The following is an 18029-nucleotide window of genomic DNA, read 5'->3' as shown; positions in this document are numbered from 1 at the left end:
CCTCAGTCGCGACAGTCGTGCGGCACAACTCCGGTCCGCTCACGACGCCCCACCCGGAGCCACCCGCACCACGTGCACACCCAACTCACTGCTCACAGCAACAAGAACCGCACCATCCGCCGTAACCGACGAGAAATCCGGCGGCTGGGCAATATCCATCGTCAGCCACATCTCATCCGGCGCAGCCTCGGTCCTGAGCACCCGCCCATCCCGGTCGACATAGGTGAGCCGCGCGTCCGGTTTCTTGTACCTGCCGGTCCAGACCAGCCGATGCAGAACATATTCACCATCATCACCACGCCCGACCAGCCGCCCCATCCCCCCGTCCGCGACCGGCACACGATCACCGTTGTCAAAACGTGCCACGCCACGATCTTGTTCGTAGGTAAGGATGCTCACACCGTATCGTTCGGACACAGTGATCCCACCAATATCGACCAGCCAGTCGAAACCGCCGCCCGGCACCATCCGGGCAATTGCCTGCTGACCTCGCCAGTAAACCCGCCCTGCCGCGTCGGCACCGACCACATCTCGAAGATCGCGTTCCCCCAGAGCGACCTCGGTCGCCGTCTCCTCAGCGGTGCCGATGTCGCGAACCACCCAATAGCCGGTTTGGTTCGCCTGAGCCCGCGCGTAGCCGATCCGGCCATCCGGGCACATCACGGCATGGCCACCCGGATAGTGGGCGACAACGGTACTCGCCGACTCATCGACCTGGATCAGAGAACCACTGATGGCCACGAACACGCGCCCCAGCGAATCGATCAGCAACCTGGAGTCGTACCGCACTCCACCGTGGTCACTCGGCTTTCTCACATGCGCGTGCCCCCACAGAACAGTGCCATCCGCGGTCACACATCGAATGTCAAACCGGTAAATATCGAGTTGGTCGAGAAGTACGACGTTCCCGTCCGGAGTCATCACCGCATCACGCACGAACTCGCCAGCCACCTGCACCGGCGGGGAACCGAGCCGGACCACACGCGCCCCAGCGGAGTTCCGCAAGGTCAATTGCGGGGAACCATCCGGCAGAACACGGAGTTTCGACGCCGCGTACGTCGGAGGTTGCATGTAGGTGTCAGTGCTCGTCGGCAGCCACGCGGGCTCCTGCGCCTCGGAAAGCCCGCCCTCCGGCCCCCAAGCGACGAAGCCGACGAGCTCGACAATCGCGTCTTCCCTTGTCACGGTTCACCTGCCCACACCGGCGTGCCGACCGTCACATCCACCGGGCTTATCTTCATCCTGGCCATGGCAGCGACCAGTCCTTGGATGGTGGAGGTCTTCACCTTGTCCTGGGTGGCAAGCCCTTCCGGTGTTCTGGTGAACTCCTTGTCGGGAGGTGGCCAGAAAGTGTAGACCTCCGGCGAGAGCGGCGACTCCGGATCATTCGGATCGACATTCACCATTCTCCCAGTGGCCATCGCCACATGGCTGGCACCGTTCCAGAACACGAGCTGGCCCCGTTCCGGCGATGGCCCGCCCGGATCGTATCCGGCACGTTCTGGCGCCAACCGGTCCGGCAGTGCATCGAACCATTCGCCCCTGCCGTCCTCGGTGTCGGCGACTTGGTAAATTCGATGACAGTCCGCGTGACTGAGCTGACCCGAGACGACGGCGGCGTACATCGTCATCTCCCAGCAGTTGATCCTGGTCTCCGGGCGGATCTCCGGAAGCGGACGGTCGACCGGCGACTCACACCAGTCCTGGAACTCCCGTTCCTGGTACTGGAAATTCGCCCAGGTGGCAGTCAGTTTCTCGTCGACCATCTGCTGCATGACGTCGGCCGGGTCGTCCGAGTCCCAGTGGTCCGGCGTCACTCCGTCATCGCGGCTCGCCGGGGCATCGCCGGGCCCTGTTTCGTCGCCTCGGTGGGCGGCCGTGCCCGCGGGGCGCGATGGGGTGCCGTTGCCCCAGTCGGGGGTGTGACCGGGCGGGAACGGTCCTGAGTGGACGGTCGGTTCACCATGGGGGGTGTGGGTGGTCCAGACGCCGTTGGGCGGCCAGGAGGGTTTGGCGGGTTTGCTCCGGTCGGGGTTGAACTCCTGGCTCGACGCGAACACGTTGCCGTTGTGGTCGACCCACGCATCGCTGTTCGGCGCGGTGACCGGCACCCCGAGCTCCTGCGACACCCGCGCGGCGAACCCGTCCCCGGTCTTGCACCCGAACAACGTGACCGGCCCGCCATCCCAGTCAGGATTGGCACGAATGAGGTCGGCAACATCCTTTTCGGACAGCCGGGTCTCACCGATCCGCATCCCATCCGGCGAACCATGCATGTCGACCACGAACTGCCCGGGAATCCTGGGCACCTGCCGCGCCGTGTACATCTCATTCCGATGTGCCCACTGCCCACTCTCACTGCGCGGCGGAGCGAACGCGGACATCCCACCCTCAGTGGACCGCAGATACGGCCGCAGCGCATCTAGCCGCGGGTCCGCCAACCGGCCCATCCGGTCACCAAGACCGGGCGGCGGCTCACCGCTCAGGCGCTGAGCGATGAGCGACGTCTGTCCACTGTGGTCGGAGGTGCGTGAAGCGTCCTGAGTGGAGGGACCGTAGCCATCCGGCCGACCAGCACGCTGAGCTTCCGGCGCGCCGTGCTGACCCTGCTGATCGTCGTGCCGGGCTTGCCGATCGTTGTGCTGGGCTTGCTGATCGTCGTGCTGTGCTTGCTGATCGGTGTTCTGGTGCCGACCCGCGTCGTGCTCAGCGCCGTTCGGGGACGGGCCGGGCCGTTCATGCTGATCGACGGCCTGACCCGGCTGGTCATGCCGCTGCCCCAACCCATCCGCATTCCGGGCGGGTTGCCCAGGCTGCGAGCGTTGATCAGCTTGCTGACTGGGCCAGTGTGAGCGGTCCTGCCGGCCCGCCACCTGCTGATGCCGCTCGCCAGGCTCAGCCGCATGCCGCCCCTGCTCACCCACACCGCCCGCCTGCTGACCAGGCCGACCCGCCCGATCGTGCTGATGCCGCTCGCCGGGCGCTGCCGCGGGCTGCCCATCCGTTTGTGGGTTCAGGCGGCTGGCGAAATCTTGGCGCTGGGCCGGCGGATCCGCCTGGTGCCGCGGTTCGGTGCGCTGCTGGATCGGGTCGGCCGTGGGGCTGCCGTACTGATCAGCTGGCGGTCCAGCCTGATCCGGCCGGGTGGGCGCGGCGGCCTGCTGGTTGGGTGGTCCGGTCGGCTGCGCGGGTCGCTGATCGGGTTGCGGGGTGCTGTTGGGGCCGACTTTGTCGCCGATGTAGTCCGGGTTGGGCACGAACTCGCCCGCGACGTAGTCGTGGATGCCCGGGTCGTACTGCATCTTGTGCCAACCCTGGACGTACCTCCAGTCGATCCCGCCGGGGAACAGCACCTCCCGCTCGCCGTGGCTTTCCTTGCCGGTCTTCTGCTGCAGCGTCGGGTCGGTGTAGATGCCGCCCGGCGCGTTGATCACGTAGGTGTACCGGCCGACCGCGAAGTCCTCGGCCACCGCACGGTCGGTGGAGGTCGAGACGAAGGCGTTGGTGCCGCCGCCCGTGTGCTGGGCGATGTCCGCGACCTGCCGTTCCGGGTGGCTCTGCCAGTCCGGCCGGCTGGTGTACGGCGGACGGAACCCGCCATCGGCACGGATCTCCTCCGGCGGCCGCGAGTCGCCGCGGAAGATCGAGTTCTCGTCGCGGTCCCAGTCCGGCACATCGCGGTGCTCCACGGTGTCGACCCCATACTGCGACGTATCGACACCCATCAGCGCGACCGGCGGCCGACCACCCTGCTGCGGCCCGGGCTGCTGCTGGTCCGGAACCGGACCACGCTGCGGCGGCGGATCCCCAGGACTCGGGCCATACCCCGGTGGGGGACCGCCAGGCCGCGGCCCATACCCCGGCGGAGGACCGCCAGGCCGCTGCTCATACCCCGGTGGGGGACCGCCAGGCCGCGGCCCATATCCCGGCGGAGGTCCCCCAGGACGCGGCCCATACCCGGGCGGCGGCCCCTGCACCGGCCGGCCGTACTGATCCCTCGGCCGCGAATCGAACCCACCCGGCCGAGCCTGCTGCCCATAAGGAGCATTTCCCGGCGGCGGCCCATAAACCGGCCGCTGCCCACCCGGCGACCCACCCTGCCACGGCCCGTTCTGCTGCGGACGCCCAGGCACCGGACCACCAGGCGGACGCTGCCCACCTGGCTGGTTCGGACGCGGGCCTTGGCCGTTGTACGGACCGTCGGGCGGAGTGGACCGCGGAGCCGCCCCAGACGGCGCCGACCTCGGCATCGGACCAGCGGGCGGACCGGATCGGGGCGCCGGAGCTCCGGGCTGGCCGGACTGGGCGGCGGCGTACGGCCGACCTGGACCAGGTGTGCCCGGACGCGCAGCGCCCTGCGGCCCCGGAGCGGCCTGGCCGGGCCGCACGGGCGGCCCCGAGTTCGACGGACCACCAGCAGGCCGGGCTGAGTGGTCAACAGCAGGCGAACCGGACTGGCCAGGAGCAGGTGAACGCGAAGGCTGAGGACCGGGGCGCGCAGTCTGACCGGAGGTCGGCGGGGTGCCACCCGGCCGGGGCGAACCCGCAGGGTTGCCGCCGGTTCGCGGTGAACCATCGGCGTTGCCACCGGCCCGCGGCGAAGCATCAGGCCGAGCACCGCTGGGCCGCGGCGAACCATCCCCGCCACCAACGGGCCGAGGCGAACCACCTCCACCAGTCGGCGGACCGCCACCGGGCCGAGGCGAAGCGTCAGACCGAGGCGAAGCGTCGGACCGACCTGCAGCGTCCGGCCGGGTCGAGCCGTCGCCACCTGGAGGTGCGTTGAAGCGCGCATCCCCACGAGGACCCCCAGCACCACCCCCATCCCGAGGCGAACCATCACCACCCGCAGGCGCATTGAACCGCGCATCCCCACGAGGACCCCCAGCACCACCCCCATCCCGAGGCGAACCATCACCACCCGCAGGCGCGTTAAACCGCGCATCCCCACGAGGAGCCCCAGCACCACCCCCACCCCGGAGCGAACCACCACCACCCGCAGGAGTCTGGGAACGCGCAGCGTCGAGACCCGTCCCCGACTGACGCACATTGGTGGCGTTGGTCTGGTCAGTGGTGCGGATCGCCTGCGCCGTGGTTTTGACCTTCTGCCCGGTGTTCTCCGCGGCCACCGCCGCGCGTTCGGCGCCGTCCTTCGCCGTCTTGATGGCCTCGTCGGCCTTGCCCATCGCGAACTGGCCGAACACGCCGGCGCTGTCGGCGGACGCGCCGATGTTCAGCCGGTTGCCGACGCCGTTGCGGATCTGGTTGCCGCGATCGCCGAACCGCCCGCCGTACGACTCGACGGCGTCCGGGTCGATGCTGGTGCCCTTGCCGGGCGCCATCGCCGGGACGCCCCCGGAGGTGGACGGGGATCCGCCGGTAGATCCGCCACCGCTGTGGGTGCTTGTCGACGAGTTGTGGTGATCGCCCCCGTCACCGCCGGACGACCCGTGGTCTTTGCGGCTCATACGGTCGAGTGGGCCCGGCCCGGGTTGACGCCCGGGGTCTCCGGCTCGGACTGCGGCATGTCGTACGGCTTGACGGCGTCGTACGCCGTCTTGGCATAGTCGCCGTAGTCGGCGAACTTCTCCAGGCCCTTCATCAGGCCCGACATCTTCTCCGACAGCTTGGCGATCCGCCCGCCGAACCGTTCCATCGCCTTGATCAGCTTGGCCAGCCGGCCGGCCATCTTGGTGGCCAGCATGCTCGCACGGGTGCCCGCGTATCCGGTGTACGCGACGATCGACCCGCCCGCGGTCGGCACCGCGGAGGCGGCGGCGATCAGCGCCCCGGCGATCAGCTCACCGATCAGGTCGGAGATCCAGTCGAAGATCATCGCCCGCAGCTCGCAGACCAGCGCCCCGGACAGCGCGTAGATCGCGGCCGTGCCGTCCATCGACTTGCCGAGCGCCTCGTACTGGTCGGCCATCTGCGTCTGGGCCTGCCGGAAAGCCTCGTTGGACTCGCCCGACCAGGACGCCCCCATCGCGTCCACGTCCTGCCGGTGCTCCTGGGCGATCATCTTCATCTCGAGGGCGGCCGACTTGAGCTCGTGGGTGTTGGCGTTGATCTCGTCGGGGTTGCCGAGCAGCGCATCGAGCGGTTCGCGAATGAAGCTGATGTGCTCCAGCAGCCACCCCACGCCGGCCGAGAACACGGCGGCCAACGGGTTCGCCGCGGACCCGACCAGGTCGACGACCATGCCCGCACCGCCGATGGCCGCGTCGACGACGTCGACGCCCTCACCCTCGGACTCACCGGTCAACGTGTCGACGAACCCGGCGACGCTCTCGACGACACCCGCGCCTTCGTACCACTCGGTCACTGTTCCCCCAGGTCAAACGGTAGCCATCACGATCTTCGACGCCTCCGGCAGGCTACGGGTTCCGGAAGATCGACCCGCCGCCGAAGTCGTCCTCCTCGTCGGGCCTCGGCATCGGACGGTTCGGACGCACCGGCGCCTCCTCTACGGCCTCCTGCTCGTAGCCGTACCAGGGTTGCGACGACTCCTCTTCCTCGTCCTCCTCGGGAGCCGGAAGATACTGCGTGATCATCTGGTAGGTCTCCGAACCGGCCCCGCCGACCTGCTCGAACGTCTCCGCCACCTGCACCGCGGCCGCCCGCTGGGCCTTACGCGCCACGGCGACGATCTCGGCCGCGAGCTGCGTGTGCGACTTGTCCATGGCCTCAGGGGTCAGCCGCAGTTCGGTCAACGCCCCGGTCGGCGACACCGACACCGACACGGCGCCGTCCTTGGACGACGCGCTGCCTGACGCGCTGGCGAGCCCCTGCTGGACCGCGGCCGCCTTGGCCTGCGCGTCCGCGATCTTGGTCTCGAACTCCCGCATCCACTCGTCGGGCGTCTTCACGTGCTGCTACCGCCTGTACCCCGTCTTCACCGAACGACCAGAGGATGTCACAGACCACACGTCCGCGTCGGCCGAATCCGGGACAGAACGGATAAGCCACGAGCAGGATGTGACCATGCCGGACGACCTGCCCGCACTTCACGAGCGCTACGTGCTGCCCGACGCGCGCCCCCGCAGGCTGTTGAACGGCAGCATGATGAGCCTGAAACCGGACGAACGCGGCGAGTTCGGCCGGGCGCTGGCCGCCGACGCCCGGCGGGTCACCGACAGTGAACTCGACCTGCTGCTCGACGACAACAACTGGCGTTCCCAGGTGGTCGCCGCCTGGCTGATCGGCCTGACGCACCGTATCGGCTACCGCGACCGTCTCGGCGAACTCCTGCTGGCCAGCCGGCTGACCTTCGCCGGGCAGGCGTTCTGCTTCGCGCTGGTCCGGTTCGGCACCCGCCAGGACATCGGGCTGCTCACCGAGTACCTCGACCGCTACCTGGCCCGGCCGGAGCTCAAGTACGACCAGGTGTGGGCGCTGGCCGCGCTGATGTACCTGGACAACTGGCTCGGCGCGCAGGAGTCCGCCCGGTTCCTGGCCGAGGGCGGGCCGTGGCAGCGCTGGGCCGGCGACGATCCGCCGATGGAACCCAGCATCGCCCTGACCATCACTACCGACGCTGCTGTGTTCGCCGAGGAGTGCATGCACACCCAGTAGCCGCCGGAACAGAACCAGGGCTGCCGTGGTTGTCAATGGGGTAACCACGAGCGAAGGAGAGTTGTGGCGACCGTCGAACTGACGACCGAGAACTTCAACGAGGTCGTGAGCAGTGAAGGTGTGGTTCTGGTCGACTTCTGGGCGTCGTGGTGCGGTCCGTGCCGGATGTTCGCCCCGGTCTACGAGAAGGCGTCCGAGGAGCACGCGGACATGACCTTCGGCACCGTGGACACCGAGGCGCAGGTCGAGCTGGCGCAGGCGTTCGGGATCTCGTCGATCCCCACGTTGATGGTCGCTCGCGACGGCGTCGTGGTGTACGCGCGGCCGGGCGCGTTGCCCGCGCCGGCGCTGGAAGAGCTGATCGGCAAGGTGCGAGAGCTCGACATGGACGAGGTGCGCGCCACCATCGCCGCGCAGGAGCAGCAGTAGTAACCCGACGCGCTATGTTCGACATCAGGGTGAAGTCGAACGGGGGCGAGGCGTGGCAGGCTGTCGTGACTGCAGGACATGCACGATGTCGGTGATCTTCCGCGGCTTTCGGGGTCTGCTACTGGTCTGGTGGGTGTGGCTACCGAAGCTGTTCATGCGCAATTGCCCGCAGTGCGGGCATGTGCTGCGACGGCACCGATATCGCGAGGACGGGTCGTTCCGGGACTAGCGCTCGAGATGGACGACGGTGACGCGTTCGCCGTCGGTCACGGCGAACCGGTCCTCGCCGATCGCGATGCGCGCCGGACCGGAGAACGCCGCATTGGCCGCCACGATCGAACTCTGCGCGGTGCCGGTCGCGAGGTCAGGCCATTCCTGGATCAGCTCACCGGCCGGGCCGAACAGCCGTGGATGGTCGTACAGCGCCAAAACGTTGCCGCCCAACGGGACCAGGTCGCCCGCGGCCAGGTCGAGCTGCTTGCGCCAGGTGTACTCGCCGGTCACCGGTGACCAGCCCGCGAGCATGTTCGGCTCGAGTTCCAGCTGCTCCTCGAGTTCGTCGTCATAGGGCTCGTCGGGCGTGCTGACCACGATCTCGTCGCCGACAAAGCACGCGCCCGCGATCTCCGTCTCGACCCTGATCTTGAACAGTCCGCCCGAAACGTCCAGCGACTCCGGTTCGGCCAGGGCGTGATGCAGGTCGAACACCGCCAAGGTGTCCAACGGGTGCCAGATCCAGCCCGCACTGAGCAGGTACCGGCCGCTGGCCGAGACCGCCAGCCGCGAGTGGAAGAAGTCGGCCGGCTTGCGGCCGGCACCTTCGGTGAGCCGCTCGCCGGTCTCGGCGACCTCGATCTCCAGCCGGTTGTAGTCATCGGGGCAGTGCGCCAACCCGGTGCGTCCATCCGGCAAAGTGAACAATGCCAACGGATACCGGTACCTGTCGGCGTAGTAGTAGCTGCGGTCGAACTCACGGATCACATTGCCGTCCGCACTCACCAGCAACGCCTTCGTGCCGAGAGTGTCCGTCAACGCGACGACATCCCCGCGCGGCGACACCGTCACGGCGTCGAACCGTGAACCATAGCCAGCGGACCTCCGGCTGTGCTCGCCGTCATCAATCCGGTACCAGCCAACGGAAACGTCGTACAGCTCCCCGCCCTGCCAGACCAACGTCCTCATACCCGGAACATCGAATACCTCTTGCATGCGGGCATTGTCCTCATGCGACTCGCCCGCGTCGCACGATTATTCACGCGGTGCCGGGCGAGCCAGTTCTATACCAACGTTTCCGCCGATCCGCATGGCCTTCATGCGGGTCGGCTGGACAGTGAACCCAGCTGCGGCGATCCGTCGCGCAACACCGTCACCGATGTTGTCGCGGACCAGTTCCGACATCCGGCGGGGACGGCCGTGGTTGTGCTTGTCGAACACCGCGTCGGCCAGGACCAGCAGACCGTCCGGCCGCAGCACCCGGCGCACCTCGGCGAGCAGCTCGTCCTTCGAGGCGCTGTCCAGGTGGTGCAGCATCAGGCTGGAGAACACGCGGTCGAACGAGCCATCGGCGTAGGGCAGTTCCTGCGCGAACCCGCGGTCCAACCGTGCCCCGCGGACCTTCCGCCGCGCCCGGACCAGCATCTTCGGATCCGGGTCCAGGCCGGACAACTCGACGCCCGGATGCAGCTTTCCGGTCAGCCGCAACAGGTTCCCGGTGCCGCAGCCGACATCGAGCACCTTGTGCCCGTCCCGCAGCCCGGCGAGCGTGATCATCTCCTGGTGGATCCGGCGCAGCCCGAACACGTGATGCGCGATGTCGTAGAGCGGCAGCAGGTAGTGCTTGCCCATACCCGGGATGTAGTCCCGCTCGGTGATCGGCTGAGACGTTCTTTCGGTCATGCGACCATTCTGTCCCGGCCTTGAGCTGGGGTTCTGTACCGATCTGCGGTTTGAGTGGGATGATTTGACGGTGCGGACCGTACGGACGGCACCGGGCCGGGACCGGCCGGCGACCTACTCGCTGCAGCTGGCCCCCGGCGAGCTGCCGGTGATGACCTGGCAGCTGGAGAAGCACGGCTGGAACGCGACGAGCTCGTTCGAGGAGCACGCGCACGACTTCCCGGGTGTTGCGTACTTCCACGCCAGCGGCGGGCGGCTGCGCACCGGCAGGCGGGTGTGGCCGATCGAGGCTGGTGACCTGTTCGTGGTCGCGCCGGGCGACATGATGGGCCACATCGCCCCCGACGACCTGGCGGAGGTCCAAGGCTGGGGCGTGTTCTTCACGGCCGACGCACTCGGCCCGGACGTCCCCGGCGCGCAACTGGCCTGGCGAACGCATCCGCTGCTGTTCCCGTTCGTGCGCGGCGGAGCGATCGGCGCGCTGCGGCTGCGCGTGCCCGAACCGGACCGTCCTGAGTGGATCGCCCGGATGCGGGCGATGCACAACGAACTCGCGCAGCGCCGCGACGGCTACCGCGAGGCCGTGCTGGCGCACCTGGTGCTGCTGCTGGTGGACGTCTCCCGGCTGGCCGCGGATGTGGTCGGCGACCTGCGGGAGAACAGTGAACCGCTGCTCGCCGACGTCTTCGAAGTCATCGAAAAGCGTTACCCGGAGCCACTTTCCCTGCGTGACGTGGCCGCCGCGGTGAACATCTCCCCCGGTCACCTCACCTCGACGGTGCGCCGGCGCACCGGCCGCACGGTGCAGGAGTGGATCACCGAACGGCGAATGGTCCAGGCCCGCAGGCTGCTCGCCGCGACCGGCCTGCCGATCGGCGACATCGCCCGGGAGGTGGGTTTCGCCGACCCCGGTTACTTCACCCGCACCTTCACCAAGGCCCACGGCACAACGCCCACCCAGTGGCGCCAGGCCGGAACCGTCAAAGGACCGTGAAATACCTACTGGGAAGGGTGGCTGCATCTGGCCACCGTGATCGATTTGGACTCCCAGCGGGTGGTCGGCTGGGCCACCGCCGATCATCCGCGGCCGGATCTGGTCGCCGTGCTCGACGCCGCGGCGAGCGAACAACGACGTGATGCCTTTCTCTCGGACCATCCTGCGGTACTTGTCGTGGTCGTAGGCGCGATCGGCATAGACCCTGTCCGGCCGCCGCCGGGGACGCCCGCGTCGGCCACGGACCAGCGGGATCGCCTCAATCAACGGCAGCAACTGGGTGCCGTCGTTGCGATTGCCGCCAGTCAGGATGACAGCCAGCGAGATGCCGTGCGCCTCGGTAATCAGATGGTGTTTCGAGCCGGTGCGGGCACGGTCGACCGGGCTCGGTCCAGTTTTGGGCCGCCCTTCAATGCCCGCACGCGGGACCCGGCGACCACCGCCCTTGGACAAGTCCAGTCCGCCCGCGGCGTGCAGGTCGGCCAGCAAGCCCTCGTGCAGGCGTTGCCAGACCCCGGCCTCGTTCCAGTCACGCAACCGTCGCCAGCAGGTCATTCCGGAGCCGAAGCCCAGCTCTTGTGGCAGGAACTCCCACGGATGCCCGCGTAGAGCACGAACAGGACGCCGCACAAGGCCTTGCGGTCATCCAGCCGCCTACGGCCCGGGTGATCCGCCCGGCGCGGTACCACCGGCAGCAGCAGCTGGATGCGTGCCCACAACTCGTCCGACACAATCCACGGCGGCTGCTGACCCTTACGCACACCCAGCTCAAACCGATGTTGATCAACCTATTCCAAGATCCATTCTGTGAAGGACCTTAAGGCTGGTCCAACACCCGCCGACACTCCAGCCTCGCTACCCCAGCCCCGCCGCATACGAGGCCCGCACCGAGGTAGCCGACCACACTCTCCTAACCATCCTGTCCGTCAAATGGGTCGACCCCACTTGTCACAGATCCAGGACCAGATCACTCATGGGTTGGGAGCAGCAAACGAGTGTTGTGCCTAAGGATGGCGGTTCCAGCGGGTTCGGCGTATAGCGGACCGCGCCGGCCAGAAGCGGGGTCTGGCAGGTGTGGCACACACCCGTGCGACAGGACCAGCGAGTGGGAACGTCGCAGGCTTCGGCGAGTTCGAGCACGTTGCTGTAGGAATCGCTCCAGGGCACGGTCAGACCGCTGCGGGTGAACGTGATGGTGGGACCGGTGCCGACGGGACCGGCGGGCGGATGCGGCGGTGTGTGGGACGTATCGGTGAGTCCAGGGTTGATCGGAGACAACGACCCGAACAGTTCACTGTGGATGCGATCCGGCGAAAGTCCGATGTGGATGAGCGCCTCGCGCATATCGGCCATGAATCCGTCTGGTCCGCACATGTATGCCGTCGCATCCACGGGAAGTCCCAGCGCGGCAAGGGACTCCTGAGTGAGGCGGCCGGTGTCCGACGTATAGAAGATGCGTTCGCGGGCATGTGGAAGGTCCCTCAGCACGTCACGGGCTTCCTGGGCGAAGGCCTGCTCAGCGACGGAACGGGCGGTGTGCACCCACCAGACCTCCCGCGTACTGCCGGAGTCCGCGAGCGCGTGCAACATCGCCAGCACCGGCGTCACGCCGATCCCAGCGGACAACAGCACAACCGGCGTCTCTTCCTGCGACAGGACGAAGTCACCACGCGGAGCAGCGACCTCCACATCGACGCCGACCCCCAGCTGGGTATGCAAGTACGTGCTGACAACGCCATGGGACTCACGTTTGACGCTGATCCTGTACTCGGTCTCCCCAGGCGCGGCGGACAACGAGTAGTTCCGCACCGGCGCGGGATCAGCCGCCGGAACCCGCAGCGTCAGGTACTGACCGGGTTTGGGTCGCGGCAATGCCGAACCATCCGGAGTGGACAGGTAGATCGATGTCACCGAGGCACTCTCCGGCACGACCCGCGCGACCCGCAACGGACGGAACCCTTGCCAGCCCGAAGGTTCTATCGACGTCTCCGCGAGCAGGTCCCGGAACGAACCCTGCCATCCCGGGCTCAGCGCGGGGATGTCGACCGCCCTGCGAAGATCGTCCCTCGACCGGCCGGGCAGGTACAGCAACGCGTCGATGTCCGCGACGCTCATCTCGTGCGGGCCGGTCCGGGTGCGGACGATCTCGTCCCCGGCCTCGACCAGGCCTTCGGTGATGACGCGGAGATAGAACCCCGGCCGGTGGTGCGCGACCAGCAGCGACGGCATCTCGGGCTCGCCCAGCCGCATCCCGACCCGGAAGCACGTCACCCGCGGCTGCGTGACCTCGAACTCGGCCTCGCCGATCCGGTACCGGTCGCCGATGTGCACCTCGTCGTCGGCCAGCCCGTCCACCGTGAAGTTCTCGCCGAACTGGCCGTATTCGAGGTCGTCCCGGCCCAGCTGGTCCCGCCAGTACTCATAGGACTGCCGTTGGTAGACGAGCACAGCACGCTGCTCACCGCCGTGGCCGTTCAGGTCGCCCTGCCCGTCCCCGTCGATGTTCAGCCTGCGCACCATCACCGGCCCGCCGACCGGCGACTTGAAGATCCCAGTGTGGACGGTCCGGCCCTGCCAGGGCACGTCCTTGGGTTTTCCCACGTTCAACGACAGCAGGCGCGCCATCACGCTCGGTCTCCTTGGGTCGGACGGGTGCGTTGGTAGTGCCGCCGGGCCTTCATGCGGTTGCCGCAGACCGCCATCGAGCACCAGCGCGCACTGTTGGGCTTGCTGTGGTCGATCAAGAACAGCCGGCACTCGGGGTTCGCACACGCGCGCAACCGCCCGGGGCTGGACTGGGACAGCTCGTTCCAGGCGAGCACGGCCCGGGCCGCGGCGCTGCGCCCGGCCGGCAGCTCGGGCTCCCACACGATCACGCCGTCCATGAACAACGCCCGCGAGCTGACGTCCAGGACGAAAGGTGCGGCCGCCGCCGGCTCCTCTTCCCCCCGCACGATGTCCTGCAGCACGGTGCGAACGTCGAGCAACGCACGCCACTCGTCCGCCGACGCGGGCTGACCGTGCGCGGCGAGCCACCGCAAGCCCTCCTCCACACCGGAGAGCTCGTCCTGCTGCGTCCCGTTCACCACGGGCGTGGTGTTCAGCAGGTCGAGCAGCAGCTTCTCGTCCGTCTCGATCATCGTCATCGCCTAACCTCCAAACCGGCCCTTGACAGGTTACAGCATCGTCCGGTTGACTGTCTAACCAGTAAGCGAGCTTTAAGGAGTTAGACATGGCGACCGTACACCACCGCTACGCGACCGTGCAGGGCCGGCGGCTGTTCTACCGCGAGGCAGGCCCGGCCGAGGCGCCCGTGATCGTGCTGCTGCACGGGTTCCCGACCAGCTCGTTCATGTTCAGGGACCTGATCCCCGCACTCGCCGGCCGCTATCACGTGATAGCGCCGGACCACCTCGGGTTCGGGTTCTCGGACGCGCCCGCGGCCGATGAGTTCGGCTACAGCTTCGATGCGCTGGCCGGCCTGACCGCCGGGCTGCTGAAGCAACTCGGTGTCACACGCTACGCGATGTACGTCCAGGATTACGGTGCCCCGATCGGGTGGCGTCTGGCGCTGGCCGACCCGAAGGCCATCACCGCGATCATCACGCAGAACGGCAACGGGTACGACGCCGGGTTCATCGACTCCTTCTGGAAGCCCGTCTGGGAGTTCCACGGCGAGCACACCCCTGAGACCGAGGCAGGCGTTCGCGAGGCGCTGACCCTGGATGCGATCAAGTGGCAGTACCTCACCGGTGTCCCGGACGAGTCCCTGGTCAGCCCGGATACCTGGACCCACGATTTCGCGATGGTGTCCCGGCCCGGCAACGACGACGTCCAGGTCACGTTATTCCGTGACTACGCGACCAACCCGCCGCTCTACCCGGCGCTGCACGAGTACCTGCGGGAGCACCGCCCGCCGGTGCTGGCGGTCTGGGGCAAGGGCGATCCGATCTTCGGCCCGGACGGCGCCCGCGCGTTCGCGCAGGACGTGCCGGACGCCGAGATCCACCTGCTCGACGGCGGGCACTTCCTGCTGGAGAGCGCCGGCGACGAGGTCGCCGCGCTGATCCGTGACTTCATGGCCCGCGTGACGGCCGAGTGATCGAGAGGAGAGAGGGCAATGGGACTGGCATGGCAACAAGGACCGCTGTCGACCCGCGCGGTCGGGCAGTTCCTGACGGCGCAACCGTTACCGGACCGGGTGCTGTTCGCCGAGCCGTTGTGGCGGCGGATGCGGGTGCGATTCGACGGGGCGTGGGTGGCTGACAGCGAGGACGTCGTCCTGCTGCACGAGCCGAACCACTACCCGGTCGCGTATTTCCCCATCGCCGACGTCCGGGATGGGTTGCTCGTGCCCGAGGCCAAGGCGACGAACCACCGCGAGTTCGGCCGGACCAAGTGGTTCACCGCGCGGTCCGGGGACAAGCAGGTGCCGCGGGCGGCGTGGCAGTACACGGACCTGCCCGAGTACGCCGACATCCTGCGGGATCGCGTTGCGTTCGCTTGGCGAGCAATGGATGCGTTCTACGAGGAGGATGAGCGCATCGTCGGGCACGCGGCGGATCTGTACCACCGCAACGACATTCGGCAGACCTCTCGGCATCTCGTGGTACGGGACGGGGATCGGATCGTCGCCGACACGCGGCGGCCGGTCGTGCTGTACGAGTCGGGGTTCGCGCCCCGCTGGTACGTCCCGCGTGACGACGTCGACCAGTCCGCGCTGGCGCCGGTGGACGGACAGACCTTCTGCCCGTACAAGGGCTTGGCCTCCTACTACGACATCGGCGACAGCAAGCGCGGCGCCTGGTCGTACCTCGATGCCTGGCCCGAGGTGGCGCGCGTGTCCGGGCTGGTGTCGTTCGAACCGGACATCGTCGACGTGTACCTCGACGATCGCAAGCTCGCCCTGGAACCGGGACAGACCGTGACCCCACATGGCATCGACCGAGGCCTGGACCCCAGCGAGATGCCTGCCCGCGCCGGAACGGAGTGACATCGTGACCGCATCGCTGAAGGACCGCACCGTCCTGGTCATCGGCCGGGGCAGCGGGATCGCCCACGCGATCGCACTGTCCATCCGCGAGGCCGGCGGCACCGTTGTCGTGGCGGGGCGCGACAAGGAGGCGCTCGCGGCGGCGTACGACGATCCCGGCATCACCGCCGAGGAGATCGACCTCACGGACGAGGCCAGCATCGCGGCTCTGGCCGAGCGGCTGGGGCAGGTCGACCACGTCGTGTCCACCGCTTCGGCGCGGGCGCGAGGCGCAGTGGGCGACCTCGACCACGACAGCGTGCTGATGTCGTTCAACGTCAAGGTGGTCGGCCCGATGTTCCTGGCCAAGCACTTCGCGCCGCGAATGCCCGGGGACGGCTCGTTCGTCTTCTTCTCGGGGTCGTCCGCACGCAAGCCCACTGCCGGCATGCTCGCCGTCGGGGCGACCAACGGGGCGTCGACGTGGTGACCCGGACGCTCGCAGTCGAGGTCGCGCCCATCCGGGTCAACGCCATCTCGCCGGGCACCATCGACACCGGCGCATACGACGCTCTCGGCGAGCAGAAGAAGGCGGAACTGTTCGCCACCCGCGAGGCCACCAGTCCCACGCGACGCATCGGACAGCCCTCGGATATCGCCGAGGCCGCTGTGTTCGCCTTGACCAGTACCTTCCTCACCGGCGTCTCGCTCAACGTCGACGGCGGCGAACCCCTTGTCTGACTTGGAGACAGTCATGAATTCGCAGCGAACCGACTCCATCGGGGCGGTGAGCCCGGCCCTCGGCCCCATCCCCGCCATCTACGTCCCGCGACGCTACAGCCCCACGCCTTCCCTGTGGCACAAGGCAATCAACGCCCTTCGACACAGGGGCGGTGCGTGATGGACTACCGCATCGAGGTCATCACCCTGCCCGTCACCGACGTCGACCGCGCGCTCGAGTTCTACACCACACAGGCCGGCTTCACGCTCGACGTCGATTACCACCCCACCAAGGACTTCCGCGTTGTTCAGCTCACCCCACCGGGCTCTGCCTGCTCGATTCAGTTCGGCATCGGTCTCACCGACGCCGAACCCGGCTCGGCCTGCACCACCTACCTGGTCGTCCCGGACATCGAGGCCGCACACCGCGAACTCACCGCACGCGGCCTCTCCACCACCCCCATCCGCCACAAGAAGTCCCCGGACACCTGGCAGGGCGACTATCTTCCGGGAACCGACCCCACCCACCGCGACTACGCCAGTTTCCTCGACTTCACCGACCCTGACGGAAACACCTGGACCATCCAGGAACGTGACCACCCCACCCCGTAACCTCCAGCAACCCACATTCACCACGACCAACCACGCCATACCCCTGGGCGGGCGGCGAGCCTCATTCACGGCGACGTCCGAAGTGGACAGTGGCCAAGCGATCGCGGCGAGCGCGGTCCGGGTGTCCGCGACGAGCTCGTCAATGCCGGCGACAAGATCGTCAGTGTCGGCGGCGAAATCGTTGGTGTTATGCAGTGAGCGGCCGAGGGCAGCCGGGCGGGTCACCCCATCGAGACATTCCGCAGTGCGTGAACACAAACCTCGACCACCTCTTCGGCTACCACACCGAACTTGGGACACCCGCTCGACAGCCGCGGACGCGGGTAAGGGCTTGACCTCGTTCTCCGACTCGGTGATCCAGGCGGGCAAGGTCAAGGGCGAGGAATGGAAGCCGTGCTGGCCACGACAAGGAGCTGACAATCGGTGCCCTAGGCGATCGCCGGGACCAGCATGGGCGTCTACTCCGGAGGTGAAGGTTCGGGCCCAGACCGGGGCGCGGCCGACTCGACCGCCTCGGGACTGGCGATACCACTCGCCGGTCGATCACAGCCGTCCGACGACCGGCGGCCACTATCGCCGAGTACGCCATGGGGCCGGGAAGGCGCAGGGAAGGGCGCGTTGAGCTGTCGACCATGGTCTCGCTGCTGCCACCGGTGCAGCCGGGATCGTCGAAGAGCACGCTTCCGGTCGGTCGCTGGCTGCTTGCGAACCGAGCCGGGATAGCACCAGTCCGACAAGGGCTGCGGACAGGTCAGCAATCCCCCGGCGATGCTGGCCCAGCCCAAGCACCGACCGCCCGCACGCGACCAGATACACGACGGCCCACGGGGC

General features: G+C 68.0%; 17 protein-coding genes and 1 pseudogene. 9 read left to right on the top strand and 9 right to left on the bottom strand.

Going from position 1 to position 18029, the window contains the following annotated elements:
- Positions 1-39 precede the first annotated feature (39 nt).
- Together AB0J95_RS46740 and AB0J95_RS46735 are read right to left on the bottom strand one after the other, a co-directional pair.
- Positions 40-1185 (bottom strand): hypothetical protein, encoded by a 1146-nt coding sequence (locus tag AB0J95_RS46740; RefSeq protein ID WP_364772697.1) that lies wholly within the window; start codon positions 1183-1185, stop codon positions 40-42.
- Positions 1182-3725 (bottom strand): hypothetical protein, encoded by a 2544-nt coding sequence (locus tag AB0J95_RS46735; RefSeq protein ID WP_364772696.1) that lies wholly within the window; start codon positions 3723-3725, stop codon positions 1182-1184. Before AB0J95_RS46735 ends, AB0J95_RS46740 begins: the two co-directional genes overlap by 4 nt.
- A 1333-nt stretch (positions 3726-5058) precedes the next feature.
- Between AB0J95_RS46735 and AB0J95_RS46730 the strand changes: the two genes are divergently transcribed.
- Positions 5059-5424 carry a hypothetical protein gene (locus tag AB0J95_RS46730; RefSeq protein ID WP_364772694.1) on the top strand — a complete coding sequence of 122 codons (366 nt, stop codon included), beginning with the start codon at positions 5059-5061 and terminating at the stop codon, positions 5422-5424.
- Positions 5425-5464: 40 nt separating this feature from the next.
- Here AB0J95_RS46730 and AB0J95_RS46725 read toward each other — a convergent pair whose 3' ends face one another.
- Together AB0J95_RS46725 and AB0J95_RS46720 are read right to left on the bottom strand one after the other, a co-directional pair.
- Positions 5465-6325, bottom strand: a complete 861-nt coding sequence (locus tag AB0J95_RS46725) for a hypothetical protein (protein WP_364772693.1) — start codon at positions 6323-6325, stop codon at positions 5465-5467.
- Positions 6326-6377: 52 nt separating this feature from the next.
- On the bottom strand, positions 6378-6869 hold the full coding sequence (locus tag AB0J95_RS46720; RefSeq protein WP_364772691.1) for a YbaB/EbfC family nucleoid-associated protein: 492 nt from the start codon (positions 6867-6869) through the stop codon (positions 6378-6380).
- Positions 6870-6984: 115 nt separating this feature from the next.
- On the opposite strand from AB0J95_RS46720, the gene AB0J95_RS46715 reads away from it, so the two are divergent.
- Together AB0J95_RS46715 and trxA are read left to right on the top strand one after the other, a co-directional pair.
- Complete coding sequence (locus tag AB0J95_RS46715; RefSeq protein WP_364772690.1) at positions 6985-7575, top strand: DUF6000 family protein; 591 nt, start codon at positions 6985-6987, stop codon at positions 7573-7575.
- 63 nt (positions 7576-7638) lie between these two features.
- Positions 7639-8004 (top strand): thioredoxin, encoded by a 366-nt coding sequence (gene trxA / locus AB0J95_RS46710; protein WP_364772688.1) that lies wholly within the window; start codon positions 7639-7641, stop codon positions 8002-8004.
- Between the two features lie 225 nt (positions 8005-8229).
- On the opposite strand, the gene AB0J95_RS46705 is transcribed toward trxA, so the two are convergent.
- Both AB0J95_RS46705 and AB0J95_RS46700 read right to left on the bottom strand, forming a co-directional pair.
- The gene (locus AB0J95_RS46705) at positions 8230-9186 is read right to left on the bottom strand and encodes a hypothetical protein (RefSeq protein ID WP_364772686.1); all 957 of its coding nucleotides are present in this window, start codon (positions 9184-9186) and stop codon (positions 8230-8232) included.
- Positions 9187-9252: 66 nt separating this feature from the next.
- Positions 9253-9900, bottom strand: coding sequence for a class I SAM-dependent methyltransferase (locus AB0J95_RS46700; RefSeq protein WP_364772684.1), 648 nt, complete (start codon positions 9898-9900; stop codon positions 9253-9255).
- Positions 9901-9970: 70 nt separating this feature from the next.
- Here AB0J95_RS46700 and AB0J95_RS46695 point away from each other — a divergent pair, with 70 nt between their 5' ends.
- Positions 9971-10894 (top strand): AraC family transcriptional regulator, encoded by a 924-nt coding sequence (locus tag AB0J95_RS46695; RefSeq protein ID WP_364772682.1) that lies wholly within the window; start codon positions 9971-9973, stop codon positions 10892-10894.
- 105 nt (positions 10895-10999) lie between these two features.
- Here AB0J95_RS46695 and AB0J95_RS46690 read toward each other — a convergent pair.
- The 3 genes and pseudogenes from AB0J95_RS46690 to AB0J95_RS46680 form a co-directional block, all read right to left on the bottom strand.
- A pseudogene (locus AB0J95_RS46690) lies at positions 11000-11628 on the bottom strand (IS5 family transposase); the annotation flags it as partial.
- A 214-nt stretch (positions 11629-11842) separates the two neighbouring features.
- The gene (locus tag AB0J95_RS46685; RefSeq protein WP_364772681.1) at positions 11843-13519 is read right to left on the bottom strand and encodes an MOSC and FAD-binding oxidoreductase domain-containing protein; all 1677 of its coding nucleotides are present in this window, start codon (positions 13517-13519) and stop codon (positions 11843-11845) included.
- On the bottom strand, positions 13519-14040 hold the full coding sequence (locus AB0J95_RS46680) for a CGNR zinc finger domain-containing protein (protein WP_364772679.1): 522 nt from the start codon (positions 14038-14040) through the stop codon (positions 13519-13521). Before AB0J95_RS46680 ends, AB0J95_RS46685 begins: the two co-directional genes overlap by 1 nt.
- 86 nt (positions 14041-14126) lie before the next feature.
- Between AB0J95_RS46680 and AB0J95_RS46675 the strand changes: the two genes are divergently transcribed.
- The 5 genes from AB0J95_RS46675 to AB0J95_RS46655 all read left to right on the top strand — a co-directional run bounded on the left by AB0J95_RS46675 (position 14127) and on the right by AB0J95_RS46655 (position 17198).
- Positions 14127-14996, top strand: coding sequence for an alpha/beta fold hydrolase (locus tag AB0J95_RS46675; protein WP_364772678.1), 870 nt, complete (start codon positions 14127-14129; stop codon positions 14994-14996).
- Between the two features lie 18 nt (positions 14997-15014).
- Positions 15015-15887 (top strand): DUF427 domain-containing protein, encoded by an 873-nt coding sequence (locus AB0J95_RS46670; protein ID WP_364772677.1) that lies wholly within the window; start codon positions 15015-15017, stop codon positions 15885-15887.
- Positions 15888-15891: 4 nt separating this feature from the next.
- Positions 15892-16356 carry an SDR family NAD(P)-dependent oxidoreductase gene (locus AB0J95_RS46665; protein WP_364772675.1) on the top strand — a complete coding sequence of 155 codons (465 nt, stop codon included), beginning with the start codon at positions 15892-15894 and terminating at the stop codon, positions 16354-16356.
- Entirely contained in the window at positions 16353-16607 is a 255-nt protein-coding gene (locus AB0J95_RS46660; RefSeq protein ID WP_364772674.1) for an SDR family oxidoreductase, read from the top strand. Before AB0J95_RS46665 ends, AB0J95_RS46660 begins: the two co-directional genes overlap by 4 nt.
- Positions 16608-16766: 159 nt before the next feature.
- Positions 16767-17198 (top strand): VOC family protein, encoded by a 432-nt coding sequence (locus AB0J95_RS46655; RefSeq protein ID WP_364772672.1) that lies wholly within the window; start codon positions 16767-16769, stop codon positions 17196-17198.
- The last annotated feature ends 831 nt before the right edge of the window (positions 17199-18029 follow it).

The sequence above is a fragment of the Actinocrispum sp. NPDC049592 genome (assembly GCF_040675465.1).
In the GTDB taxonomy this organism is placed as follows: Bacteria; Actinomycetota; Actinomycetes; order Mycobacteriales; family Pseudonocardiaceae; genus Kibdelosporangium.
The sequence above is the reverse complement of the archived record's forward strand: the minus strand, read 5'-3'. Positions and strand labels throughout refer to the sequence as shown.

What these genes read in the sequence shown, in the direction of transcription:
- AB0J95_RS46700 (WP_364772684.1), bottom strand. Translation starts at nt 9,900, where the DNA reads ATGACCGAAAGAACGTCTCAGCCGATCACCGAGCGGGACTACATCCCG.
- AB0J95_RS46715 (WP_364772690.1), top strand. Translation starts at nt 6,985, where the DNA reads ATGCCGGACGACCTGCCCGCACTTCACGAGCGCTACGTGCTGCCCGAC.
- AB0J95_RS46670 (WP_364772677.1), top strand. Translation starts at nt 15,015, where the DNA reads ATGGGACTGGCATGGCAACAAGGACCGCTGTCGACCCGCGCGGTCGGG.
- AB0J95_RS46675 (WP_364772678.1), top strand. Translation starts at nt 14,127, where the DNA reads ATGGCGACCGTACACCACCGCTACGCGACCGTGCAGGGCCGGCGGCTG.
- AB0J95_RS46735 (WP_364772696.1), bottom strand. Translation starts at nt 3,725, where the DNA reads ATGGGTGTCGATACGTCGCAGTATGGGGTCGACACCGTGGAGCACCGC.
- AB0J95_RS46685 (WP_364772681.1), bottom strand. Translation starts at nt 13,519, where the DNA reads ATGGCGCGCCTGCTGTCGTTGAACGTGGGAAAACCCAAGGACGTGCCC.
- AB0J95_RS46705 (WP_364772686.1), bottom strand. Translation starts at nt 9,186, where the DNA reads ATGAGGACGTTGGTCTGGCAGGGCGGGGAGCTGTACGACGTTTCCGTT.
- AB0J95_RS46680 (WP_364772679.1), bottom strand. Translation starts at nt 14,040, where the DNA reads ATGACGATGATCGAGACGGACGAGAAGCTGCTGCTCGACCTGCTGAAC.
- AB0J95_RS46655 (WP_364772672.1), top strand. Translation starts at nt 16,767, where the DNA reads ATGGACTACCGCATCGAGGTCATCACCCTGCCCGTCACCGACGTCGAC.